22 protein-coding genes are annotated in these 25,255 nt (G+C 47.7%); 14 read left to right on the top strand and 8 right to left on the bottom strand.

Features of this window, described 5'->3' with window-relative positions; genetic code table 11:
* Positions 1-36: 36 nt before the first annotated feature.
* Together ACZGCQ_RS10275 and ACZGCQ_RS10270 are read right to left on the bottom strand one after the other, a co-directional pair.
* Positions 37-2,166, bottom strand: coding sequence for a bifunctional glycosyltransferase/CDP-glycerol:glycerophosphate glycerophosphotransferase (locus ACZGCQ_RS10275; RefSeq protein ID WP_481266180.1), 2,130 nt, complete (start codon positions 2,164-2,166; stop codon positions 37-39).
* A gap of 101 nt (positions 2,167-2,267) precedes the next feature.
* Entirely contained in the window at positions 2,268-3,425 is a 1,158-nt protein-coding gene (locus tag ACZGCQ_RS10270; protein WP_047393095.1) for a helix-turn-helix domain-containing protein, read from the bottom strand.
* Between the two features lie 445 nt (positions 3,426-3,870).
* Between ACZGCQ_RS10270 and ACZGCQ_RS10265 the strand changes: the two genes are divergently transcribed.
* Positions 3,871-4,293 carry a CBS domain-containing protein gene (locus ACZGCQ_RS10265; RefSeq protein ID WP_029342568.1) on the top strand — a complete coding sequence of 141 codons (423 nt, stop codon included), beginning with the start codon at positions 3,871-3,873 and terminating at the stop codon, positions 4,291-4,293.
* A gap of 138 nt (positions 4,294-4,431) precedes the next feature.
* Positions 4,432-7,218: a putative bifunctional diguanylate cyclase/phosphodiesterase gene (locus ACZGCQ_RS10260; protein WP_481266179.1), complete on the top strand. Its 2,787-nt coding sequence runs from the start codon at positions 4,432-4,434 to the stop codon at positions 7,216-7,218.
* A 296-nt stretch (positions 7,219-7,514) separates the two neighbouring features.
* On the opposite strand, the gene ACZGCQ_RS10255 is transcribed toward ACZGCQ_RS10260, so the two are convergent.
* A complete protein-coding gene (locus ACZGCQ_RS10255; RefSeq protein ID WP_047393102.1) occupies positions 7,515-9,221 on the bottom strand; it encodes a M3 family oligoendopeptidase in 1,707 nt (568 codons plus the stop codon).
* A gap of 175 nt (positions 9,222-9,396) precedes the next feature.
* Here ACZGCQ_RS10255 and ACZGCQ_RS10250 point away from each other — a divergent pair, with 175 nt between their 5' ends.
* The 8 genes from ACZGCQ_RS10250 to ACZGCQ_RS10215 all read left to right on the top strand — a co-directional run bounded on the left by ACZGCQ_RS10250 (position 9,397) and on the right by ACZGCQ_RS10215 (position 17,809).
* Positions 9,397-9,900, top strand: a complete 504-nt coding sequence (locus ACZGCQ_RS10250; RefSeq protein ID WP_035396161.1) for a PTS sugar transporter subunit IIA — start codon at positions 9,397-9,399, stop codon at positions 9,898-9,900.
* A 157-nt stretch (positions 9,901-10,057) separates the two neighbouring features.
* On the top strand, positions 10,058-10,819 hold the full coding sequence (locus ACZGCQ_RS10245) for an ABC transporter ATP-binding protein (RefSeq protein WP_481266178.1): 762 nt from the start codon (positions 10,058-10,060) through the stop codon (positions 10,817-10,819).
* Complete coding sequence (locus ACZGCQ_RS10240) at positions 10,806-12,722, top strand: ABC transporter permease (RefSeq protein WP_481266177.1); 1,917 nt, start codon at positions 10,806-10,808, stop codon at positions 12,720-12,722. Before ACZGCQ_RS10245 ends, ACZGCQ_RS10240 begins: the two co-directional genes overlap by 14 nt.
* A gap of 97 nt (positions 12,723-12,819) precedes the next feature.
* Positions 12,820-13,506 (top strand): response regulator transcription factor, encoded by a 687-nt coding sequence (locus ACZGCQ_RS10235; protein ID WP_047393119.1) that lies wholly within the window; start codon positions 12,820-12,822, stop codon positions 13,504-13,506.
* Positions 13,503-14,495 (top strand): sensor histidine kinase, encoded by a 993-nt coding sequence (locus ACZGCQ_RS10230; protein ID WP_481266176.1) that lies wholly within the window; start codon positions 13,503-13,505, stop codon positions 14,493-14,495. The genes ACZGCQ_RS10235 and ACZGCQ_RS10230 overlap by 4 nt, the downstream gene beginning before the upstream one ends.
* Entirely contained in the window at positions 14,488-15,252 is a 765-nt protein-coding gene (locus ACZGCQ_RS10225; protein ID WP_481266175.1) for an ABC transporter ATP-binding protein, read from the top strand. The genes ACZGCQ_RS10230 and ACZGCQ_RS10225 overlap by 8 nt, the downstream gene beginning before the upstream one ends.
* A complete protein-coding gene (locus ACZGCQ_RS10220; RefSeq protein ID WP_481266174.1) occupies positions 15,218-17,149 on the top strand; it encodes an ABC transporter permease in 1,932 nt (643 codons plus the stop codon). The genes ACZGCQ_RS10225 and ACZGCQ_RS10220 overlap by 35 nt, the downstream gene beginning before the upstream one ends.
* Positions 17,150-17,179: 30 nt before the next feature.
* Positions 17,180-17,809 (top strand): helix-turn-helix domain-containing protein, encoded by a 630-nt coding sequence (locus tag ACZGCQ_RS10215; RefSeq protein WP_214727674.1) that lies wholly within the window; start codon positions 17,180-17,182, stop codon positions 17,807-17,809.
* Between the two features lie 47 nt (positions 17,810-17,856).
* Here ACZGCQ_RS10215 and ACZGCQ_RS10210 read toward each other — a convergent pair whose 3' ends face one another.
* From ACZGCQ_RS10210 to ACZGCQ_RS10200, 3 genes are all read right to left on the bottom strand, one after another.
* A complete protein-coding gene (locus tag ACZGCQ_RS10210) occupies positions 17,857-18,285 on the bottom strand; it encodes a hypothetical protein (protein WP_481266173.1) in 429 nt (142 codons plus the stop codon).
* A 66-nt stretch (positions 18,286-18,351) separates the two neighbouring features.
* Positions 18,352-19,551, bottom strand: coding sequence for an ABC transporter permease (locus ACZGCQ_RS10205; protein WP_481266172.1), 1,200 nt, complete (start codon positions 19,549-19,551; stop codon positions 18,352-18,354).
* Positions 19,541-20,434, bottom strand: coding sequence for an ABC transporter ATP-binding protein (locus tag ACZGCQ_RS10200; RefSeq protein WP_047393127.1), 894 nt, complete (start codon positions 20,432-20,434; stop codon positions 19,541-19,543). The genes ACZGCQ_RS10205 and ACZGCQ_RS10200 overlap by 11 nt, the downstream gene beginning before the upstream one ends.
* 178 nt (positions 20,435-20,612) lie before the next feature.
* Between ACZGCQ_RS10200 and ACZGCQ_RS10195 the strand changes: the two genes are divergently transcribed.
* Together ACZGCQ_RS10195 and ACZGCQ_RS10190 are read left to right on the top strand one after the other, a co-directional pair.
* The gene (locus ACZGCQ_RS10195; protein ID WP_069940950.1) at positions 20,613-21,551 is read left to right on the top strand and encodes a VOC family protein; all 939 of its coding nucleotides are present in this window, start codon (positions 20,613-20,615) and stop codon (positions 21,549-21,551) included.
* Positions 21,548-22,144 (top strand): alpha/beta hydrolase, encoded by a 597-nt coding sequence (locus ACZGCQ_RS10190; protein ID WP_047393135.1) that lies wholly within the window; start codon positions 21,548-21,550, stop codon positions 22,142-22,144. The genes ACZGCQ_RS10195 and ACZGCQ_RS10190 overlap by 4 nt, the downstream gene beginning before the upstream one ends.
* A 59-nt stretch (positions 22,145-22,203) precedes the next feature.
* Here ACZGCQ_RS10190 and ACZGCQ_RS10185 read toward each other — a convergent pair whose 3' ends face one another.
* Complete coding sequence (locus tag ACZGCQ_RS10185; RefSeq protein ID WP_029342552.1) at positions 22,204-22,671, bottom strand: hypothetical protein; 468 nt, start codon at positions 22,669-22,671, stop codon at positions 22,204-22,206.
* Between the two features lie 333 nt (positions 22,672-23,004).
* Entirely contained in the window at positions 23,005-23,745 is a 741-nt protein-coding gene (locus ACZGCQ_RS10180; protein WP_029342551.1) for an SGNH/GDSL hydrolase family protein, read from the bottom strand.
* A gap of 42 nt (positions 23,746-23,787) precedes the next feature.
* Here ACZGCQ_RS10180 and ACZGCQ_RS10175 point away from each other — a divergent pair, with 42 nt between their 5' ends.
* Together ACZGCQ_RS10175 and ACZGCQ_RS10170 are read left to right on the top strand one after the other, a co-directional pair.
* Entirely contained in the window at positions 23,788-24,849 is a 1,062-nt protein-coding gene (locus tag ACZGCQ_RS10175; protein ID WP_214727690.1) for an acyltransferase family protein, read from the top strand.
* Positions 24,850-24,906: 57 nt separating this feature from the next.
* A complete protein-coding gene (locus tag ACZGCQ_RS10170; RefSeq protein WP_029342549.1) occupies positions 24,907-25,239 on the top strand; it encodes an Asp23/Gls24 family envelope stress response protein in 333 nt (110 codons plus the stop codon).
* The last annotated feature ends 16 nt before the right edge of the window (positions 25,240-25,255 follow it).

The following is a 25,255-nucleotide window of genomic DNA, read 5'->3' as shown; positions in this document are numbered from 1 at the left end:
CAAAAGCGCATCTTTCTCCTTTTTCATTGTGTCTCCTTATTCAGCATCTTCAGTATCTGCTGAGCTTGTATTCGGGAACAACTCAGCAAGAACACGTTCACTTGCCGTACCATCGTCCAGACTGCAGAACCGTTCGAGGAAGCGGTCGTACTTTTCTTGGTAAGCGATGGATTTCGTATCGATCTGTTCGATATAATCGATGACTTGATCCGTCTCTTTCAAGAGTGGTCCTGGAACGACTGCTTCAAAATCGAAGTAGAATCCACGTAACGTCGAAGCGTATTTCTCTAAGTCATACGTAAAGAAAATCATTGGACGTTGTAAGTGGGCGTAATCGAAGAAGACAGACGAGTAGTCAGTGATCAGTACGTCACTGATCAAGTACAACTCTGCGATATCACCGTACGAAGAGACGTCATAGGCGAATCCTTCGTGTCCACTGATGTCCATGTTTTGCGCGATCAAGTAATGCATCCGGAGCAAGACGACATAATCGTCACCGAGTCGGGCCTGCATCTCATTCAAGTCGAGCTGGAGATCAAAACGATATTTTCCACGAGCGATGAACTCGTCATCTCGCCATGTCGGTGCATATAAGACGACTTTCTTTTCAGCAGGGATGTCCAGGCGTGCTTTGATTTCACTGATTAAACCAGCTTGATCGTCTGCATACAAGAGGTCGTTTCGTGGGTATCCCGCCTCAAGCATCGTGTTTTGGAAACCGAACGCACTCTTGAAAATTTCGCTCGAATAGGCATTCGGAGAAATGAGGTAGTTCCATTCCTGTGCTTGGTTGTAGAAGTTCCGTTTGTAGCGGGTTGCATTCGTTCCTGCCATATGGACTTCTTCCATGTCGAGACCTAGTCGTTTTAATGGTGTACCGTGCCATGTCTGGAGATAGATCGTCTCTTCGCGTTTCGTTAAGCTGAGTGGCTGACGCGTATTGAAAATCCAGTACTTCGCACGTGCCATCGCTTGGTAATACGCGAAGCTGTTTTTGAGCACCCAGTTCGGGCAAGCTTCCTTGACGTCATCTGAAGGCTCATTCGCAAAAATCCAGACGAGCTCAAGTTCAGGACGTTGTTCTTTTAATTTCAGATAAAGAGCCTTCGGATTATCGGAGTAGCTTCGTCCGAGGAAACTCTCGAATAAGACAAGGTTCTCTTTGACCGGCATCTTTTGGAACAAACGATAGAGCATGAGACCGTTCTTGATTTTTTTACGTCGTGCCGTCCGTAACGTTTGTTTTGTCTTAACAGCAGTGATATATGAGCGGAACATGATATACGAACCCGTTGACCATGCCTGCAGGTACTTACTCTGTGCCTTCGTTCGTCTTAAATCGTAAGCGACATGACGGAAGACGTCTGCCTGCTGACTTTTTGAAGAGCTTCGCTCAAGCAATGCACGACCACGTTTTGAGATGAAACGTTTGTACCATGTATTCAAGAACTTTTGAACGTCATGATCCTGCGTATGGGCAGATAACATGCCATAAATTCGTGAGATATCGGACAATGTCGTGATATCGCGTGCTTGGTAGAGCGATTGTCCTTCGAGTGGCGTACTGCGTGAGTTTCGACCATAGACGACGTAACTGACCGATGTCAGGTTCGTCAATTTCGAGATGATCGTATGGGCGATGATCGTATCGGCGAACCATCTTGTCTCAAGAACCGGCAAATCGTTCAACAAATCCTTTTTGATCATCCAACCGTGAATCGTCGTCAGATGACGTGAACTGAACTTCGTACGGGTATAGAAGAAATAACGATCATCGTCGATCGGCATGAGCCATTTCTTCTTGTTGTAGACGGGTGAGACTTTACCGATGATGACTTCACCGCGTGATTTCTCATAGGCTTTGATATACGTATAGAACGCACGTGGTGCGAGGATATCATCACTATCGAGGAAGGTAACGTAATCACCTGTCGCGACTTCAAGACCGCGTCGACGTGCAGCGTAAGTTCCTTGATGCGCCTGTTCCACGATCGTACATGTCGGATAGAGGGAACGGAGCTCATCGATGTATGTGCTCGGACCATCAAAGACGACGACGATTTCCACCGGGATAGATACCTTCTGGTCGAGAACGGATTGAATGGCTGCCTTCGTTTGTGATTCAGTTTGGTAGACAGGAATGATGACACTAATTGAGTTCATGTTGATTCTCCTTTTTGATGAAAGAATCCGTCAAAAACGGATTCACGAAAATAGTTCCTGTTGAATAGGATATCACAAAACGAAAAAAAGGCACGACTCTCTTAAAATTCACTTCGTTGTCGATAATGTGTTGGGGTCTCACCGGTCGTCTGTTTGAAAGCTTGACTAAAATGACTTTGGCTTGAGAAATGCAACTTGTTTGAGATGTCTAGCAGCGAGTCGTCGGAAGAACGTAAGAGGCGCTTCGCTTCCCGGATGCGTTCCCGGATGACGTATCGGGCAAGTGGTAACCCTGTTTCATCTTTAAATAGAACGGACAAATAATTAGACGAGACATGGATGGCTTGACTGATCGATGAGACAGACAATGGTTCATAGAGATGTTGCTGAATATAGCGAATCGCAGCCAGTACGTGTGGGGAATGCCGTAGTGCCTGAAGTTCCTTGACGGCTTCTGCAAATGACACCGTAATACGGACGTGACGATTGCGGAGTTCGGCAATACTCGTCGCTGCTTCGATCGTCTCGATCATCCGGTCGCTTAGAGAGAACGCTTCATCGGGTTCGAGTCCTCCGCGAATCGCAGCGCGTGCGCTCAACAGAACAGTTCCAAGCAACAGATTCTTTTCTGCACGTAACGGCTGATGTCGCGCGAGCGTTCCAAATTCACCATAAGCAGGTAAGGAGTAGGTCGTTGCGAGTCGCTCACTTTGACCCGTTGCGATCCAATCGATGATTTGTTGTTCCCGTTGCCATGCTTTACGATACGCGGTCACACCAGTATGCGAGGGAGCATCTGCGACGAGCGGAATTTCAGCTTCCTGAATCTCAGACAGCTGTTCGATTTCTCGCTTCGGCAATGCTTCCCCGTGCAACAAGCGATACATCAGGTGAGCACAATCAATCAATCGGTTCTCCGTCGTGCGCGGCAAGACCTTATAAAACTGATGATACGCTTCGTCTTGAATGTGCGCCCGAAAAAGAGCGGATTGCAATAAAACAGGTCCAATCCGGTACATTCCTTGTTCCGGAACGTCTAAAAAGAGGTAAGCTGTTCCATCTTTCAGGGTATAGAGTAGAGGAGTCTTCTTAAGTACTGGCCATTCGTTCTCAATCGGCAAGGTTCCGGGATGAGGTGGAGCTTCTGGACGTAATGCAAGCGGAGTACCATGATGATCTCGGTACGTGACGAAAAAACCGGTCATCCCGTAAAGGTGCTCTGCGATTTGCGTCAAGTCAGATGTCGACAAGCGATTCATGACACGACTCCTTTCGAAATAAAGTGGATTGCTTCTAGTGTATGTCCTCTTTCACGGATAGTCGAGAACGAACCAAGAAAAAACGAAGCATTCCGAAAAAGGCTTCGTCTGCACATGCAATCGGAAAAGCCGAGGGATCTTTTGAATCTTTCATCGTCCAGTAGTGCGAGAATGGATTCTTTACACAAAAATATTTCTTCTCAACAGGTAATCTCTTAAATGGATTCATCTGTCAAAGTAAGAATCTAGTCGGCAAGGCTTCTTCCGTTGCTTGCATCAACCCGTTGATGTTACCGGTCAGTTCATCTTTCAGCTTGGAACATCGAAATAGTATAGCTAAATATGAAGGAATTATGTAGAGATTTTCATCATTTGAGAAATGAATCAACGCGGGGTTCATGATAAAATGAAAAGGGTGTCACAGAGTGGCTAGGGAGGAACAGAAATGAATATTGCTTTTTTCTTATTACCTAAAGATGAGGTGAAATATTTAGATCCTGAGTCAACGGTCAGACAAGCACTAGAAAAGATGAAACATCATCGTTTTACGTCGGTCCCACTCGTTGACAATAAAGGGAAATACGCAGGAACGCTGACAGAAGGCGATATCTTGTGGGCACTCGAAGCAAATCTCGAGCATGCCGATTATGACCACGTCTTGCAGACGCGATTAACCGATATCAAACAACGCGTCCGTTATAAACCAGTTTCAATTACAGCGCAAATGGAAGAGATGATTGAAGTCATTACCGATCAAAATTTCGTACCCGTCATTGATGACGGAAGACATTTTATCGGGATCATCCGACGACGTGATATCATCGATTATTTTGCAAAAAAAGTAGCACGAGAGAATGTCAGTTATTAAAAATGAATAAAACTAGTAAAAAAAGCACTTATTTTCACAGAAATGTGGGAAGAAGTGCTTTTTATTGACCCAAAACGACTTCACGAAACGGGAGGAGACGACGATATAGAAGCATAATGACAATTTAGGGAGGACGATGTGTTGCGACGTTTATCACCAGTCTTCATCGTAGAAGCTTTTCGAAGACGCTCCTACTATAAAACGTTCTCATGGATGATTGCGATCATCGGTTTGGTGGCGTTGATCGTCGCGTGTCAGCATTTGACGAAAACGTTGGATGAAGGGTATCGCTTCAAGAAATCGGGTAAAACGATTGCCGAAGTGACACCTTTTAATCGTGCCGAACAAGAAGTGACGCGTTACTATTTTTCATCTTTGTATGACGATACTGATTTGGCGCAAGCTTCAGAACGGGCCAATCGATCGCTCGAACAATTGACGGACCGGCTTCCGGATATGAAAGCGACCGAGTCGACACGCGAAGAAGTCCTGACAGAAATCAAAAAACTACAACGACAAGGATACGAATCGAATCATCGCTTTTTCACGACGATGACGAACTTCAAAAGTGAAATCATCTTCAATCAGCTCGTGCTTAGTAAAGAAACAGGGTCTTATTATAATGTGTTCTCCAATCTGATTTTGATGGAAGAACAACTGGGTAAGTCCGCTGAAATCTTGAAGAATGCCCGACAAAAAGAAGAACCTAGTTCCATAGATCAGTTACGGATTCAACAGATGCGGATCGATTTACCACTGCGACAGGATTCGCTCATCAAATCCTTGTATGACGTGATTCCGCTTCAAAATGATGCAGGACGTCAGGATATCGCAATCATGCGGGAACAGATGGATGCCTACACACAAACGCTCGATGACCTATTACGTGCTCCGAAAGATTCGACGTACGTTGCGTTAGCAAATCAAGCCGAACAATATGAATCCAGCATGTATCGTCTATACGATCAAGAACTTAATCAAGTCGCGCAAGAAATGCAAGATCGAGGCAATCAAATCATTCGTAATGCCTGGCTTCTGTTTGGCGCGACCAGTGTCTTAATTCTTGGATTATTGATATTGACCTTATCGTTATTACGCGCGTTTCGCCAAGATCTTTCTTTACTGAAGGGAGAAGCGAATACCTTCGCGGAAGACCGCCGACAATCCGGTTATAACGTACCAGAGCGAAATGATTTCCAACCCGTCGTCCAAGCCTTTCGGACGATGACGGCCATCATTGCTGGGTTATTAGACCATAGTGATGCGAAGACAAAAGAGATTAAACAAAAGAAAGCGGAAATCGAATCACTCTTTTCCCAAAATACCGATCCAATCTTTGCGATGTCATCGGATTACACGATCGTGAACGGGAATGAACGCTTTCGACAATTAACGGATGCGCCGGCGGGATGGACGATTGAAGAACTGATTCATCCGGCTGATTTGAACCGGATGCGCCGGGCGTTGAGACGATCGCTGGAAGGGCAGAGTCAGACGATTCGTTGTAAGATGCTCTTTAATGAAAAGATTTTGAACATGTTCGTCAATATCATCCACGTCGCAAATAAAGAGGATGACACAGGCGTCGCACTCTACTTATCCTGCCATGATGAGACGGATCAGTTCCGGCGGGAAGAACGAATCACACAACTCGCACTCTTCGATATGTTGACGGGCTTGTTGAACCGGAATGGTTTCGAGCAAAAGATGGCAGATGCCCTAAAAGCACCTCAACCGGGAGAACTCGTCACCATCAGCGTCCGGCAATTCCGACGAATCAATGATATCTACGGACATGGTGCGGGAGATCAGATTCTAAAAGATCTTGCGAATCGCCTCAAGCATCATTTCATCGGAACGGGACAAGCGGCACGGATTGGTGGAGATGAATTCGCCGTGTTGGTCGGACAACAGGATATCGTCGATTACCAGAAATTAAAGCAGGTCATCGAACATGTCTATGAGATCAACGGAGAATACGTCAATGTCAGTATCAGCATGAGCATGGTCCGTTACCCGGATGATGCAGTGGCGGTCACCTCCTTATTATCCTCAGTTGATATCGCGATGCAACATGCGAAACAACAGACAGAGGGTGGACCAATCTGGTTCGAGTCTTGGATGAGTGCGGAGTATCTTGAATCGGTCGCCCTCGAAGGGGAATTACGAGAAGCGATCGAGAAGAACGAGCTACAATTGTTCTATCAACCACAGATTAATCTTGCAACAGGTCAGGTCGATGGCTGTGAAGCACTCTTGCGTTGGTTCCACCCTGAACGGGGAATGATTAGTCCAGCAATCTTCATTCCGATCGCTGAACGATCGATGTTGATTGAAGAGATTGGGATGTGGGTCGTTGCTGAAACGGTTCGACAAGTCGAAGAGTGGAAAGACACGGAGCTCGGAATACTACGTGTCTCAGCGAACTTATCCGTCAAAGAGCTCGTCTCCGGTCGAATCGTCGATTACCTGACCGATGTCAGAGAGATTCATCCGGGGATTGAACAACGGATGGAACTTGAGATCACGGAATCGTTTGGTGTCTTTTCAGACACACGCGTATTTGATGCCTTACAGACATTGCACCAGATGGGATATCGTCTTGCGATTGACGACTTTGGTACGGGGTATTCTTCCTTGTCGTACTTAAGTCGATTACCGATCCAGCGGCTAAAAATTGATCGTTCGTTCATCAGTGGTCCGGATGCATGTTCAAACGCACCGCTCATCGAGACGATCATCAAGCTTGCTCATACGTTGAAGTATGACGTCGTCGCTGAAGGAATCGAGGAACTTGAACAAGCAGATCATTTACGAGTGCTTGACTGTGAGTATGCGCAAGGATTCTATTATTCAAGACCGATTCCAGCTGACGAGTTTCGGGTCTGGTACGGGAAGTACCATGAAAAGCTTTTATCTGAATGAAATGAGTTCTGTCGTCGTTTTACGAACGTTTTTGTCATCCTTGCTTTCCACAGGCGGGAGGTAAGCCGCGGCACCACGCACTCCATGCGGTGTGCCGGGTGTTACCTAACCCTGACGAAAGCGGATGTCATGCTTTCTTTTCCTATAGGAGTCAAGGATGAACATATACGTTCTATAATCATGTAGCAAAAAAGAAGAGGCGTTTTCCAGATGATATTCTGGAAAACGCCTCTTCTTTTATTGATGTTGCTCGAGATGTTCTGACTTTTAGCCAGTACGACCTTGCACGCAAAGAATTAAACGCGATCGAGCACGATGTCGTCTGCTTGTTCAAGGTAGGTTTTAACCGGTGCGACGGCTGCCTCGACCGTACCTGGTGCGAACGGAGACTTCAATCCAGCACGTTCGACGAGCGTGAGGAAGCTTTCCGATCCGCCGGCACGACAGAGATCGAGATACGACTTCCAAGCCGCTTCCCGGTCTTGTTCCATCCATGCATAGAACTGGAAGGCACAAACTTGAGCAAGTGTGTAATCGATATAGTAGAACGGACTACCGAAGACGTGTCCTTGTTGATGCCACCATGCACCTGAATCGAGATAATCGTTCGCTTCGTAATCACGATGCGGCAGGTATTTCTTCTCGATCGTCCGCCATGCTTCGCGACGCTCAGCTGGTGTCAATTCCGGTTGGTTGTAGATGACGTGTTGGAACTCGTCAATCGCAACGCCGTACGGAAGGAATGTGACGCTTCCTGCGAGGTGATTGAATTTGTATTTCGCCGTCTCTTCACCGAAGAACTCTTCCATCCACGGATAAGCGAAGAATTCCATCGACATCGAGTGAATCTCACACGCTTCATACGTCGGGAAAGCACTCTCTGGAGCTGTCAGGTGACGGCTCTCATAGACTTGGAAGGCGTGTCCGACTTCGTGAGTCAGGACATCGATGTCGCCTGCCGTTCCATTGAAGTTCGAGAAGATGAACGGGAGTTTTTCGTCTGCGATGTAGGTACAATACCCACCGCCGGCTTTCCCGGGCTTCGCCGTTAAATCGAGTGCTTCCCGGTCGAGCATGTAGTTGAAGAACTCGTTCGTCTCCGGTGACATCTCCGCATACATCTTTTTGCCGCCTTCGATGATGAATGACTCTTCGCCTTTCGGTGTCGCGTTACCTGACTTGAAGGCAAATCCTTCGTCATAGTAATACAACTGATCGACACCGATCCGTCGTTGCTGGCGCTCTTTAAGTTGTGTCGCGAGCGGAACGATCGTCTCACGGATTTGTTCGCGGTATTGTTCGACCATCGATTGGTTATAATCGACGCGGAGCATCCGTGCGTATCCGAGCTCGACGAACGATGGGAAACCGAGTGTCTTTGCGATGTCTGTCCGGATCCGGACGAGTTTGTCGTAAATCGTATCGATTGCTTCACCATGCTCGTTTAAATAGCCATAGCGTGCTTCAGAAGCTGCTTTACGGACATCACGATCAGGGGATTGAAGATATGGACCGAACTGCGATAAGTTGAGCGTCTTGCCATCGAACTCGATTTGAGCAGAAGACATCAGTTTTGTATATTCACTCGAGAGACGGTTCTCTTCTTGGAGTTTCGGAATGATCTCTTCCGAGAACGTCTTCAGGCTCGCTTCAGCAATCAGGAATAACTGTTTGCCTTGCGTCTGTTCGAGTTCACTGCGGAGTGGGTGCGTCGTCAACGCTTGATAATAGCTTGAGACATATCCTTGATAGATTGCACTCGCTTCATCAAAGAATCCTTGTTCCGTTTCGTAAAACGTATCACGTGTATCAATCGTATGACGGATCTCGACGAGCTGGCTTGCCGTTTCAAATTGATTTCTGAGGGTATTAATCTCAGTGATGGCTGCGTTTGCTTCATCTACCTGTGTGGCTTCCGTCAGTCGAGCGATCGCTTGATTCATTGATGTTTCAAGCAAGGCAAGGTCAGGACGGACATATGTAATTTCTGAAAATGGTAACATGTAAGCGCCTCCTTATGATTTCTAACTATTATCACACAAAAATACTTGCAAAACTAGAGGGACAAACGTATGCTTTTTGTGAGAACGTGAGCGAGCTGTCTAACAGCTTACTCCTATAAAAAATCGAAACTTCCATTCGGAAGAAAAACGATCGAGAAAGTAGAGGGATAGTATCATGGGATTCTTAAAAAAATTGTTTGGTGGTAACGACGCAGGAAACGCGAAAATCGCTTCTGCACTTACAGGTAAAATCGTCAACATCGAGAACGTACCCGATCAAGTTTTCTCTCAAAAAATGATGGGCGACGGTGTCGCGATCGAACCAACAGAAGGTAAAGTCGTCTCGCCGATCAACGCGACGGTCGAAACGATCTTCCCGACGAAACACGCAATCGGTCTTAAAGGTGAAGATGGTCTTGAACTCTTGATCCATGTTGGTCTTGATACCGTTAACCTCAAAGGCGAAGGCTTCACGGCTCACGTCCAGTCAGGTGACAAAGTCAAAGCAGGAGACGTCCTCGTCGAGTTCGACCTTGACTACATCCGTGCGAACGCACCATCGACGATCACACCGATCATCGTGACAAACCACGATCAATTCACGCTTTCAGCTGTACCAGCTGAAGGAACTTCTGTTGTCGCAGGTGACACAGAGCTCTTCAAAGCAACACATAAATAAGATACGATACGCCTCCATCCCTTGCGGATGGGGGCTTTTTTGATGTCTCCTCCCTTGTCTTACCGTTTTGTAAGAGAAGTGAAAGCAAAGTCCATTTTGAGAAAAGCATGGAAGGACTAGACTAAGTGTAATGAATCAAACACAGGAGGCATTACAGATGAAAGCAATCTTACAAGCAGAACAGATTTCAAAAACGTATCAAACGAAAACCGCGCGCCACGAAGCACTGCGTCCGACGACGCTCCGTGTTCACGAAGGAGAGTTCGTCAGTATCATGGGTCCATCCGGTGCCGGGAAATCGACATTACTCAATTTATTATCGACGATTGATCAGCCGACGGACGGCTCGATTTTAATCAACGGAGCAGACGTGACAGCGATGAAGGAAAAACAATTGGCCCGCTTTCGCCGGGAACAACTCGGCTTCATCTTCCAGGATTTTAATCTCCTCGATACGATGACGGTCCGGGAAAACATCGCCTTACCGCTATCACTCGCGAACGTTGATAAAAAGATGATCTTAGAACGTGTCGATCGTGTGGCACGTCAACTTGGTATCGAGGATCTTCTCGATAAACGCCCGGTCGAACTATCGGGTGGACAAAAACAACGGACGGCTGCCGCTCGCGCCATCATTCATGATCCGTCACTCATCTTAGCCGACGAACCGACCGGTGCGCTCGACTCGAAGTCAGCGACAGGATTACTCGAAGCAATGCAATCACTGAACGACGAAGGCGCGACGATCTTGATGGTGACACATGATCCGATGACGGCGTCTTACGCGGAACGAATTCTGTTCGTCAAGGACGGAGAGCTGTTCAAGGAAGTCCATCGCTTCGGTTCGCAGAAGGAGTTCTTCGAACAGATCATGGAAGTCCAGCGTGAACTCGGAGGTGCCGTCCGTGAGCTTGTCTAAACTGGCGTTTCAGAATCTAAAAAACATTCGTCAAAACGTGATGTACCTCGGTGCGGTCACATTTGCGATTCTCATTTACTATACGTTCCTCGCCATTCGATCGAATGAAGCGATGCTTCAGGCGAACGAATTGTACGGAAAACTGGGAACAGTCTTTACCGGAGCCAGTGTCATTCTAGCGCTCTTCTCTGCCATCTTTATCTGGTATTCAAGTGACTTCTTTTTACGCCGCCGTAAGAAGGAAATCGGACTTTATGCATTGCTTGGTTTAGAACGGGGGCAGATTGCTCGCCTGATCTTCCTTGAGACGATGGGGTATGGGGTAATCGGTCTGATCCTCGGGATTGCGATTGGTACCGTCGCTTCGAAATACTTCGTGCAATTGCTGGCTTCTGTCATGGCGATGCAAGTCGATGCGACCTTTACGATCAGCGGAGCTTCCGTCATGCAGACGATTGGTGTCTTTTTGTTGATTTTCCTGATCATCGCCTTACGTTCGGCACGAACGATTTATCGTTTTACATTGATTGAACTGTTCAAGGCAGAACAACAAGCGGAATCCTTACCAAAAGTCCATCCGATTCTGGCCGTTCTTTCGGTCGTTTTGATCAGTGTCGGTTACTATTTAACGGGACAACCATTGATGGATCACTTTACGATCGTCGCACCGCTCTTGATGCTCTGTGTCATTCTCGGGACGTTCGGAACGATGAGTTACTTCACGATCTTCTTATTGCGCGTCTTAAGTAATCAAGCGCGGCACTTTAAAGGGACGAATTTAATTCTGCACGGGCAATTGTTGTCACGGATCAAATCGAATGCCGTCATGCTGTCGACAATCACGGTCATCACTGCGGTGACATTGACGACGGTCGGTACAGCGACATCGATCTATTACTTCATCGACCAGACCGTTGAGGAACAAGTTCCGTACAGTCTATCGATTGCCAGTAAACAAGCGGAAGCGGAAAAGCTGATTGCGAAGTCTGACCAAAAGATCGACAGCCGGACGATGGTCAACGTCAAGAACGTCGACCATGAGATGACCGATCTGCCGAACCCTTTGACGTTTACACGTTACTACGCGACGTATGCATATGAAGACCAACCGGGACAATTCAGCTACGTCAACTATTCGGACTACGTCAAGCTCGCGAAAGCGAACGGGAAAACGGTCATCAAAGAACCGAAACAAGGCGAAGCGATCGTCCTTGAGACGTTCAAAGGAAACGATTTGTTAAAGATGAAAGTCAAATCGCCGGTCGGTGTTAAAATCAAGGACGTTCATGATTCCTTTCGGATCACCGCTGCGACGAATCTACCAATCGCTCAACTTTATGAGAAACAGCGACTTGCCTTCGTCGTAAACGATGATGCGTTCGCGAAGATGCCGGAAAAAGGCTTCACGCTGACGAATTATCAGTTCTCAGATGAACGTCATGACGATGGATTGATGAAACAGTTGACACAACTATATGGAAAACAAGCGGACACGGAGATGGCGGCTTATTATCCTGTCTACGCGATGACAACGGCAACGACGGGCTTACTCGCGTTTGCTGCTGGCTTCCTCGGACTCGTTTTCTTACTTGCGACAGGTTCGATCATCTACTTCAAGATGCTCGCGGAAGCAGAAGAATCGAAACAACGGTTTGCCATCATCCAGAAGATTGGTGTCGATGAGAAGGAACAGACAGGCATCATCCGTCGCCTTGTCGGATTCGTCTTCTCTTTACCGTACGTGCTCGGACTCGTTCATAGTTTAGTGGCGATGCAGGTCTTGCAGAAACTGTTGAACTACAACATCGTTCGTCCGACATTACTTGCGATTGTTTGTTATACGATCGTCTATCTGATCTATTATATCGTCACGGTCCGTGCTTATCGCCGCATCGTCACGTGATGAACTAAATAGGGGGACACAGAACTGGAAACGGAATAATCGTTTCCAGTCCTTTTTGAGTTCGTTATGATAAAGGGAGAAGGAGTTGACATGAACGATGCATACGATTTTATTAGTCGAAGATGATATGAAGATTGCTACACTATTGAAAGAACTACTCGAACGCTATGATTTTAGAGTCGTCGTTGAAGATGGGCGAGGGGATGTCGTCGCGGTCTATGAAGAGACGAATCCGGACGTCATTCTATTAGATGTCAATTTACCGAAGTTTGACGGTTTCTATTGGTGCCGGCAGTTACGGATGAAGACACGGGCGCCGATCCTGTTCATCTCGGCACGGGTCGGGGAGATGGATCAAGTCATGGCGCTCGAATACGGAGCGGATGATTACATCGTTAAACCGTTCCAAGGAGCGGTCGTCATCGCGAAGATTAAAAGTCAGATTCGCCGGGCCTATGGCACGCTGTCGAACGAGACGGATGAGCGAACGGTGACGAAAGAAGGTGTCACGTTGTACTTAGATCGTTATATCGTCGAGTACGGGGAACAGTCAATCGAGCTGTCAAAAAAAGAGGGGTTGATCCTTGAGATGCTGCTGACGGCAAGTCCCCGAATCGTCAGTCGTGGTGATTTACTCGAACGGATTTGGGATGACGAAGCGTTCGTCGATGAGAATACATTGAACGTTAATATCACGCGTGTTCGCAAACGACTTGCCGAGATTGGTGTCGCTGGACTTGAGACGGTGCGAGGCGTCGGTTATAAACTGGTTCTTGAACCATGAAGCTCTTTTTACGGCACGCGATACCAGGCATCATATTCTTTACCGGACAAATGCTGATTTTATATGCCGTCTTATGGCTCTATGATCTTTATCGCCCAGCAGCCTTCTTTTATATCGTACTTTTGAACAGTATCGGTCTCTTGATTTATCTCAGTTATCGTTTCTTCAGCATGCTTCCGTTGCTACGACGGATGCAACAGCCGGTTCAATCGGTCGCAGAACCGATTCGCAGTGATAGTGAAGAACCGATTTCCGTTGCCGTCGAACAATTTTTAGAGCGGCAACAGACATTGTTTCGAAACAGTCTGTTTGCTGAGCGACGAAAAGAAAAGGAACGGCATCGGTATGTCGATCAATGGATTCACCAGATGAAGACACCGTTATCCGTCATCGAGTTGATCCTTGAGCACCCAGGAGAACACTATCAAGCGGATTTACGTCAAGAGGTCGATCGATTGCGCAGTGGACTCGACCAGATGCTCTATTCGTCACGTTTAGAAGCAATCGAGACAGATTTGAAGGCGGAACGATTGGCACTGAAGCCGCTCGTCACGAGTATCATCAATCAAGAGAAACGATTATTCGTTAAAAATCAGGTCTTTCCGAAACTCGATATCGCTGAAGACGTGTACGTATACACGGATGCGAAGTGGTTTCGTTTCCTCGTCCTACAGCTCGTGACGAACGCCATCAAGTATACGACAGGACATGGTCGTGAAGTCGTTCTGACGGCAGAAGTGACAAAGGGGCAAGTCGTCCTTTCGGTTCAAGATGATGGCGTCGGGATTCCAAAACGAGACGTCCCACGTGTCTTTAATGCGTTCTTCACTGGCGAAAACGGACGACGTTACGGAGAATCGACCGGGATGGGGTTGTATTTCGTCCAGCAGGTCTGCTTGAAGCTCGGGCACGAGATTGAACTCGAGAGTGAAGAAGGGGTCGGTACGACATGCCGGATTCGATTAGTAGGAGGTCGCGCACATGATTGAGGTTAAACAATTAGGGAAGGTCTATCCCGGAAAGGTGACGGAACAACCGTTGACTGATTTGAACTTTCGGGTGGAGGAAGGTGAGATGGTCGCGGTCATGGGACCGTCCGGTAGCGGCAAATCAACACTAATCAACTTGCTTGCGACACTCGACGAGCCGAGTTGGGGGTCAATCCTGATCGATGGCGTCGATACAGCGACGTTCAAGCGAAAAGAGATGACACGTTTCCGGCGTGAGACGCTCGGGATCATCTTTCAGGAATTCAATCTACTCGATTCGTTAACGCTCGGTGAGAACATGCTCGTCCCGTTGATGCTGTCGGGGAAAAAGACGAAGCTCGCGCGGGAAGAGATGGAGGAGTTGGCACGTCGTCTACAAATTGATGATCTGCTAGATAAACAGGTCGATGAGGTCAGTGGTGGACAACGACAACGGACCGCGATCGGTCGTGCCTTGATTCATACACCACGTCTGATGCTTGCGGACGAACCGACGGGAGCACTCGACTTCCAAGCGACAAAACACGTCATGGACGTCCTAGCCGAGTTGAACGCGACGGGGATGACGATGGTCATCGTGACACACGATCCACAAGTCGCGTCGTACTGTAACCATGTCTTGTTCCTAAAGGACGGTAGCATTCAGACGGAGTTATTCCGCGATGAACCACGCCGCATCTTTTTCCAACGGGTCATCGAATCACTATCGCTGCTAGGAGGGGATGAGCATCAATTATCTGCAATACGCCCTACGTAATATCCGGCGTTATCAGCGCTTGTATTACGGCTATGCCTTGACGATCATCATCGCGATGACGATCGTGACGAGTTATTGGAACTTGTTGACGAATGGATCATTCCAAAACGTCGCCAAAATCCTTAGTCAATTGAACCAAGTCATCGAGATGACGATCTTCTTCGTCTTCATCGCGGAGCTGATCATCCTATTTTTCAGTGTACTGTTCATCTATTCGACGACCTATACGATGCTTGAGCACCGCAAGAACGATTTACGGACAATGCGGACGCTCGGTAGTGGACTGTCACACTTCTTAAAGTATTTTTTAATTGAAGTCTTGATCGTTGGTGGTCTAGCCATCACTGCGGGAATGATTCTAGGTAATGTCTTGACGAAGATGCTGTTGCTGTCCGTTGTCAAAGTCATGTTCTTACCAGCAATCGAATTCGAATTATCCTTTTATGCGATTCTTGCTTTGATCGGTGGTGCCTTCCTTGTGTTGCTGACGGCAACGGTCCTTGCGATCTACCGCTTTCGTCCCGATCGACCGACACGTTCCCGTTCGCTATTTCGAAAACGAGTCTGGATTCTAACGCAAATCGGAGCGTTACTTCTGTTGATCTATGGTTATGCCTTAGCCTTTGTTCGGACGGAAGGATTTTATATATTCTTTCCGCTTGTCATCTTCATCGGATCATTTTTTATTTGCCGATATGTCTTACCGTGGTTGACCAAGTTATATCGACCACGTCGTTTGTCGCTACGGAAGCTGATCGTCTCGGAAATCGCCAATCAACTCAGAACGAATAGTACGCTCATTGCCCTCGGAACGATTCTGACATCGTGTGCGTTAACAGCAGTCGGACTGGTCTTCTTGTTTCAATTGATCGGACTCGACTTATCATCCCAAAATCAATTCGGTCTCGTCTATTACGAAGAATCCGCTCAACCGACGAAGCGATTGAAGGATATCAAGCAGACGATGACGGAGGCATTCCCGAATCGCTACCAGCAGGATATTGAAGTAAAAGCAGATGGCACACGTGTCCTCTTACCGATTTCGTCGTACAACAAGATGATGCGTCAACTGCATCTTAAAGAGCGAACTGCGACGGGGCGACAAAGTTTCTTTGTACCGGCACGTCCGGTACAACTTGAAGAGAATACACCGACGATGAAAAAAGAGAAGCAGGCGATGAAGAACGCTGACTTTAAGTTACTTCCCGCTGCTTCTCACGATTTAGTATTTGGTTACAATTATCAAATCGAGACGATCTTCGTCGTCAGTGATGCCGTTTTTCAAACACTCAAGCAACCCGTCCGGCAAATCGTCGTCTTCGATACGCCAGCCTACCATGATTACGGAACGAAGGACTGGAAACAGTGGATGAAAATCGTCCGCAACATCCAGTCGGCAGCGAAGCTAGATGAGAAGCAACCGGTTCCTTATCAGTTGATCAATGAGACAGAAGATGAAATCGACGGAATCCGAATCGTGCGACTTGTCACGTTCGTCGTCGTTCTCTTGACGATCTGGTTGTTCGTCATCAATGCGAGTTTTCTACATGTATGGATGCAGATGACGGCGGAACAGGAACAAAAGCGGATGAAGACGTTGTTTGCGTTAGGGTTCGGTTCCGGGAACATTCGCAGCTACTTGTTAATGAAGTATGGTGCTGTTCTGCTCATTCCGTATCTGATTTCTGTCTTTCATGCCTTCTTATTGTTCCAAGTCGTCGTCACACAAGCTGGACTACAGACGGGATCATTTCTTAACTTAGCTGTATTTTGGATCAGTATCGTCACGGTTGGGTATTTCTTAAGTGTCCTACCGATTTGGTTGCGTTACCCGCGACATCTGTTCCGGAATTCATCCGAAAGTTCGATGTATCCGACACCGGATTCAAGGGTATGATGATACCATAGGAATAAGGGAGGGAATCGTATGCTAGACCATTCACCATATCGGGGTTACGGTGACCGGATTCGTATTTTACGGGAGCGTGCCGGGATTACGATCGAACAGCTGGCTGAACGACTCGGCGTCGCACCGTACTTCATCCGCCGGACGGAGCTCAGCGAAGTCTATCCAACCAAACCCTACATCGAAGCATTGGCGGACGTCTTGAACATCGACGCCAGTTATTTGGCACGGCATATCTGGACGGGAGAGTCATTGAAGTTCATCATGCAACAGAATACACCGCTTGAAGAGATGAAGCTTGCTTATGAACAGACGCTCGGACAAGACGGGACGTGGGTCGAAGAACAGCTCGAAGAACGGATGCGCCTGTTTGATTTAATGTATGACGAGGACGTCAAACGGATCGAGCAGACAATGAGTGCGACCGAGCAACGAATCTTCCATGAGCTCGTCGAAGCCGTGATGGAAGCAGGGGAGTTGCAACGCGATCAAGCGGAAGAGACGTATGAGTTGTTCGAGGATAAGTTACCATCGATGATGCAACTGGATGAATACCTCGACCGCATGACGGATGGTGTCTCTTTATCCAGTTCGAACTATTATGCGGATTACAGTGACCGGAAAAGTCGCTCCCGTTATCACCGAAAATAAAAAAGTCGCTGTCTTCTGATTGACGTTCAGAAGACAGCGACTTTTTATTAACGTTGTGGCATCGGGCGTGGACGACGCGTCTTTTGACGGATCCGACCGATGATAAAACCAATGATCGCATTTGCAATGACGAGTACCCAACCGACATAGCCGAAATTGAGAGTTAAGCTACCAAGCATCGCTTGCCATTTGAAAATCATCATCACATCACCACGCAAGACGAATCGCGCGATACAGACGAGTAAGACAGTCAGTCCGGCGATGAAGACACCGACCCAGCTTCCGTATAAACGGGAAGAGTGGCGGCGCACCGCAACGAAGGACCAGCAAAAGAGGCTAGAGACGAACGTCATGCCTCCATAGGCAAGGACGAGTTCCCATGTCGCACTCGCTTGCGGGAATTTCGTGAACATGACAAGTGACGAGACCATGGCAGCAGCTGTGAAAAGGATCGCTGCCCAAAAACGAGACCGCATAACGTAGTTCCTCCTAAAGGCTTTTTCTCACCTAACGATAGCGGAAACGATTCGTCTTGTAAACTGTTACCGGCGACCGCTTAAGATCCGGCGCAACTGTTTGAGTGGATTCGATCCATAGAACAGAACGCCACCCCGGTAGAATTTGGTTCCGACGAATAAGGCGAGCGAGATGCTGATCAGCATCAAAATGAGCGAAATCGACACTTGCCATAGCGGTACATCGGTCAACATGACGCGAAGGAACATGACCATCGGTGTAAAGAACGGAACAAATGACAGGACGACGACGGCTTGGTTCGTCGGTGCATTCAGACTAAACATCGAAATCATGAAAGCAGCGACGATCAACAAGATGACCGGTAACGTCACTTGCTGTGCATCCTCGACCCGGCTGACGAGTGAACCGAGTGCCGCGAGTAACGTTGCGTACAGGAAGTATCCGAGCAGGAAGAAGACGAACAGATAAATGATCGTTCGGGCACTCAAGGAATCAAGTGATAACTGATCGAATAAACTGCTGCTTTGAGCACTGTAGTAGCCGACACCAACGAGAATCGACAATTGTACGAGACTGACCGTAGCGATCGAGAGGATCTTCGCGAGCATGTGTTGGATCGGACTCGCTGCTGAGATCAGCAGCTCCATGACACGGGATGATTTTTCGTTCGCGATTTCTGTGACGATCATTCCACCGTAGATGGCAATCGTGAAGTACATCAAGAACAGCAACACGTAGACAAGCGCTGAGGCAGCGAATAATTCATCCTCGCTTTTTCCGCCAGTCGACGTCAATTCTTGCTTGATGGGAACGGGTTCAGCGAGCGAAGCAAGAACGTTCGGATCGATTTCAGCATCCGTGATGACGGCTTGGTCACGGACTTGTTTGACGACTGTTGCGACCTGTGTCTGTAATTCAGACTCAGGACTAGCGCTGACGAGTGTCACGTCATACGAATCCTGAACGATTGCCACGGCATCGAATGTACCGCGGTCGATTGCCTTTCGTGCTTGTGCGACCGTATAGTCCTTCGTCGTGATGTCTGAAGTGACACCAGCCTTCTTCAAGGCTGGACGAAGATCGGTCGACAATTCACTGACAAGAGCAACTTTCGGATCGTCACCCGAAAACCAGTCGAGAATCCGTTCGATATTGCCGAAGCCGACGAGGAACAGGACCATCAGGACAGTCGAGACCAAAAAGCTTTTCGCACGCAATTTTTGAAGTAGATTGAAGCGATATAAAGTCAGGAATTTACGGTTCATAACGTTTGCCGACCTCCTCGATGAAGATATCCTGCAGGGATAACTGATCCCAAACGAAACGATCGACATGGTGTCCTTGACTGACGATATGTTGGAGAAGTTGATCAGCCGTTTCTTTCGAAGAGACTTGGACGATATGCCCATTGTTATCTGACTCGACCTGGAGCACACCTGGTAAGCTATCCCATAGGAGTGGCGGAGCATCTGTCGTCAAAAGAACACGTGTTTTTCCGTATCCTGCCTTGATGTCAGGAAGATAACCGGCGACGACGGGTTTCCCATGATCGAGGATCGCGACATGTTCGCAGAGTTCTTCGACGTGGTCCATCCGGTGACTCGAGAAGACGATCGTCGTTCCGTCGACGGTCAACTTTTTGACAGCACGTTTCAACTGTTCGGCGTTGACCGGATCGAGTCCGCTGAACGGCTCATCTAAAATCAGCAGCTCGGGTTTATGTAGGACGGCGGAGATCAACTGGATTTTTTGTTGATTTCCTTTTGAGAGTTGTTCGACGCGCATTTTTTCATACTGCGGAATTTGGAAATACTCGAGCCATTCCGTCAAGGCTCGTTTCGCATCCTTCCGTTTCATATCGCGAAGTTCAGCAAGGAACAAGAGCTGTTCATCGACGCGAACTTTTGGATACAGCCCTCGTTCTTCCGGAAGGTATCCGATTTTTGAAGTCGGGATGCGCTCTCCATTCCAGGTGATCGATCCTTCAGTCGGTTGCAGTAGACCGAGCAGCATCCGGAACGTCGTTGTTTTTCCGGCACCGTTCGCACCAAGCAAACCAAAAATTTGCCCTCGTGGCACCTCGATCGTCAAGGCATCAACGGCCGTGAAATCGCCGAAACGCTTCGTGATGTGTTTGATTTCTAACATAAGAACCTCCTTTAAAGACGTCTGTTGCACGACAAGTGTACCATTGTTACCTAGTGTCCTACGGTCGGAAATGGATAAAGGTTCCAGAAAAGAACGAGGGAAGGCTTATCAGTTTACTTTTTGTTCTTTAGTTACTATTATTGTTTTAACAGATACGACTGAAGGAGGAACGCATCATATGAAAACGCAAGGTATCCATCATATCTCAGCGATGGTCGGCGATCCACAAGAAAATCTCGATTTTTACGGAACGATTCTCGGGCTACGATTCGTCAAAAAAACGGTCAACTTCGATGATCCAGGAACGTACCACTTCTACTTCGGTAACGAATCTGGAGCACCGGGAACGATCATCACGTTCTTTCCGTTTGAAGGCATGGCAAAAGGGCAGGTCGGTGCCGGACAAGTCGGAACGACAGCTTACGCGATTCCGGTCGGTGCAGCAGATTTTTGGAAAGCGCGACTGACAGAAAAAAACGTCTCGTTTGAAGAAACGGTTCGGTTCGGAGAGCAACAGATCGCCTTCGAAGATCCACACGGTCTTCAGATTGAACTCGTCGAACGCGAGGCGGGACAAGGCAGTCGCTATGAAATCGACGGCATCACACGTGATGTCGCCATCAAAGGATTTGCGGGAGCGACGTTACTGTCAAGGGATCCATCAGACACAGCAAAATTACTGACAGACACATTCGGACTGACACTCAGCAAACGGACGGAAACCGTTGACCGGTACATCGCAGAAGGCGAGTTCGGGAATGTAGTTGACGTCGTTCATGGTCAAATGCCAGTCGGTCGTCCGGGGACTGGAACGGTTCACCATATTGCGTGGCGGGCAACGGATCAAAAGGAACAACTCGACTGGATGAACGCCATCAACACGTTCGGTTTGTTGACGACTGAAGTGAAGGATCGCAACTACTTCACATCGATCTATTTCCATGACCGCGGTCGGATCCTCCATGAAATCGCGACCGATAATCCAGGGTTCGCGATCGATGAAGAGTTCGAGATGCTCGGAGAAGACTTGAAGTTACCGGAACAATTCGAAGCACATCGTACGGCAATCACAAATCATGTAACACCTATTACTGTACCGAAGGGGAGACTCGTATGATTCATTTATACCAAGCACCAAAAACAGCAGACGCACCGATCTTTTTATTCTTACATGGCACAGGCGGAACGGAACAAGATCTCGTTGGACTCGTCTCGTTGCTCGATTCGGAAGCAGGCTACTTGTCCGTCCGTGGGGAAGTCTCGGAAAACGGGATGCCACGCTTCTTCAAACGACTCGCAGAAGGTGTCTTTGATGAAGAAGACCTCGCTTTACGGACAGCACGTTTAATTCAGTTTTTACGTGACCAGGCAGCGGAGCGCGGTTTTGATCTCGATCGTCTGATTCCAGTCGGGTACTCGAACGGTGCGAACATCGCGGCGAATATGTTGTTCGAAGAAGCTTTGTTCAAACAAGCGATTCTGTTGCATCCGATGGTACCACGTCGTGGTGTGACGCTACCTGACTTATCGGACGTGCGCGTCTTCATCGGCGCCGGAAGCAATGACCCGATTTGTCCGGCTCAGGAAACGGAAGAGTTATCAGCACTCTTGAAGCAAGCCGGTGCATCAGTCGACGTCACGTGGTCGAATTACGGTCACCAACTCGTCATGCCAACGATTGAAGCGGCAACGGATTGGTTAAAACACTAAAAAAGGGCTGTCCCATCTGCTTCTTTCATAGAAGATGATGGGGCAGTCCTCTTTTCGTTTCAAGCGGGATGATCACTTTTTGGTCGGGAGTAGACGATCAGAACACCACGCTCGACGAGCTGGAGTGCAAGAATCTGTTTCACTTCTTCCGATGCTTTCGTCTGCGCAAGATGCCGGTAGAGCAAGCGAAGTTCACGGCGCATCGTCTTACGGATCAGCCACATGCTATCAATCGTCGTACACCAACCGGTCACGGTCTCGTGTCCGATATAATACTGCGTCTGACGTTCGAGATAACGAATCCACCACTCGTCACGCGCCATTTTTAGTACGACACCCGTGAGACCAAGTACAAGGATGGCGAGGGGAATGCTTTCATATAAAGGAAGACGACCAAGAACGGTACCAACATTCGTGACGAGGGCAAGCATCACCCATCCTATGCATCCGATGACAAGCCAATATCCAAAGTTGAGAGTACTTCGATGTCGTAACGTCACTTTCGGCGTAAGCAATGAAGTGGCCATCAGAAACACCTCCTTGTTAAATAATCGAATTTTCTGACAATTTGTAGTTGTCCTTCTACTATAGTTACTTTTTCCCGAATCGTCTAGTCATTAGACATGGAAAATGTGTTTCTTTCTTGACGAAATTCGTGTACGCTAAATGAAGAAGCGAGCGTTTACATAAAGGGGGATATAAAGAAATGATGGATCAAGTGATTTGGATTGCTGTCGGAATCGTTGCCGTTGCTGTTTTCTCAGCATCGAGCGTCGCAGCCTACATGGGTGTCAAAAACCAAGAAGATTAATAATCAAAAAACGGCTCATCTCGGAAATCGGGATGAGCCGTTTTTTGATTTAGTTATTTGCTGTCAAATCGGTTTTCAGCGCATAGGGTTTCAGCGCATCACTCCAGCGCAGGTAACCGCCACCGACGAGGTGGAGTCCGTCGTACGTCATCCGATTTTGTAGGTACCCCTGTTTATTCGTCAAGACAGGTCGCAGATCAACGAATGGTACTTCCACGGATTGAGCGAGGTTTTGTAAATTCCGATTCAATGCTTCGACGTCCCGGTTGATTCGGACGGAGTCCGAATATTTCGGTGCGACAGGAACGGTTGACTGAATGACGACGTCGATGTTATTTTTTCGAAGTGTCGTCACGATCGTCGTCATGTTCTCAGTGATTTGCGGAATCGGTGTATAGTGACGAATATCATTGATACCGCCCATCAAAAAAACGCGTTTTGGTTTCATCTCAATGATCAAGTCGAGGCGAGTCAAAAAGCCTTCTGTCGTATCACCAGGAATCCCGAAATTCACGATCGTCGGATCCTTCATCAAGATACGCCAATCGGCAAAATTCGTCATCGAGTCGCCTAACATGACAGCATTCGCAGATTTTGGGTATTGATAAGTATGGAATAGACTATTCAGACGGACATAGTTTGGATTCTTATCGTATTGGAAGGTCGTGACTGGAGTCGTACTCGTTGCAGGTAAGACGCTTTCGAATAGTTCGAGCGGTTTACGTCCCAGTAACAATGCAAGGAGAACGACGTTCAAGACGACAGATAGAATCAAGAGTGTCTTTTTCATAAACATTCGTTCCTTTCGAGGGAGTATAAGGGGTAGTGTAACATGAATCGGAATCCGTGGTTTGATAATATCAAAGGTTTTCTTGTCATTTTTGTCGTCATCGGTCACATGCTGACGGATTTACGGTTTGATTATGACGGAAAGCTACTCGAGACGGTTTATCTGTTGATTTACTCGTTTCATATGCCATTATTCATTATTTTAAGCGGTTATTTCTTCCGCGAAAACAAGTATTTACGTGTCATCCAACTATTTGCCGTCTACTGCGTCTGGCAAATCTTAATTGGATCGTGGGCGACGATTGGGGAAGGATTGCCACTCTTTTCTGGTGAAAACATCGGTACGCATTTACTACGTCCCTACTGGGCACTTTGGTATCTGTTCGTCATGGTCGTCTGGTACATCGTGACGCCGTATGTCGTTCACTTGCGTGGATACGTCTGGTTTGGCCTTGCGTTCGCCTTGCTGTATGGATTCGAACTCGAAAATACGGGATTCTTGGCACTTCGGAAGCTGATCATGTTCTATCCCTATTTCTTACTCGGGAACTATCTATCGGAACACGAATTCATCCGCATCTTCGAGATGCCGAAGAACTTCAAGCGCCGGATGAACGTCCGCTTGATCGGTGGTGTGACGTTTGCTGCCGTCATGGGATTCTTATTGTTCGAGGCGTGGCGTGACACACCGCAAGAAATCGTCGATTTCGCGAATGCCTTCAAGCACCGTTTCCCGTACGCTGAACAGTATGACAGCGATACATGGATTGGTGTACTCAAGCATAGCGTCATCTATTTCTTGTCGATCGCGGCCTCGCTCGGTTTCATGATGTTGGTTCCGATGCGTCGCCTCCCGCTCATCACACGCGCTGGAGAACTCAGTCTCTACGTTTATCTACTCCATGTCTTTTTCGTCATGGCGTGGCGTCAGTACGTGACGGATGCATTCGTACCGCAACCGTGGCTCGCCTTACTGATCATGATTGGCGTCGCCTTGTTGATCGTTGGTATCATCATACACCCGCTCGTCGTCCGTGTCCTCCGTCCTTTGATTGAGATCGACATTCGCCCGATCGTCGAGAAACGGGAAGACCTTTCAAAATAAGGCGGAATGCATTACACTTTAAGATAGATGGATTACTAGACGAAGGGCGTGGAAGGTATGTCATATAATTTAAATAATGCGGACGGTGTCGTGAACGTCTCGCAACAAGTCATCGAGGTCATCGCAGGGGTAGCCGTTCAAGAAACGGAAGGCATCGCCTTTACAGCAGATGATTCGAAACTGCAGGAAAAACAGATGGTCAAACTCGTGAAAGTCGAAGATGTCGGCGGCGACATTACGGTCAGTCTGTCCGTCCATATCAAATACGGCATGTCGATCATCAAGACAGCTGGAAAAGTCCAAGAACGGATCGCACAAGACATGGAAAACATGCTCGCGTTCCAACCAAAAGCAATCAATGTCCGCGTCATCGGACTCTTAAAAGGATAAGCAAAACGTCTCGGCA

The sequence above is a fragment of the Exiguobacterium sp. HSB13 genome, from assembly GCF_056764755.1.
This window is presented reverse-complemented; position numbering and strand designations above follow the sequence as displayed.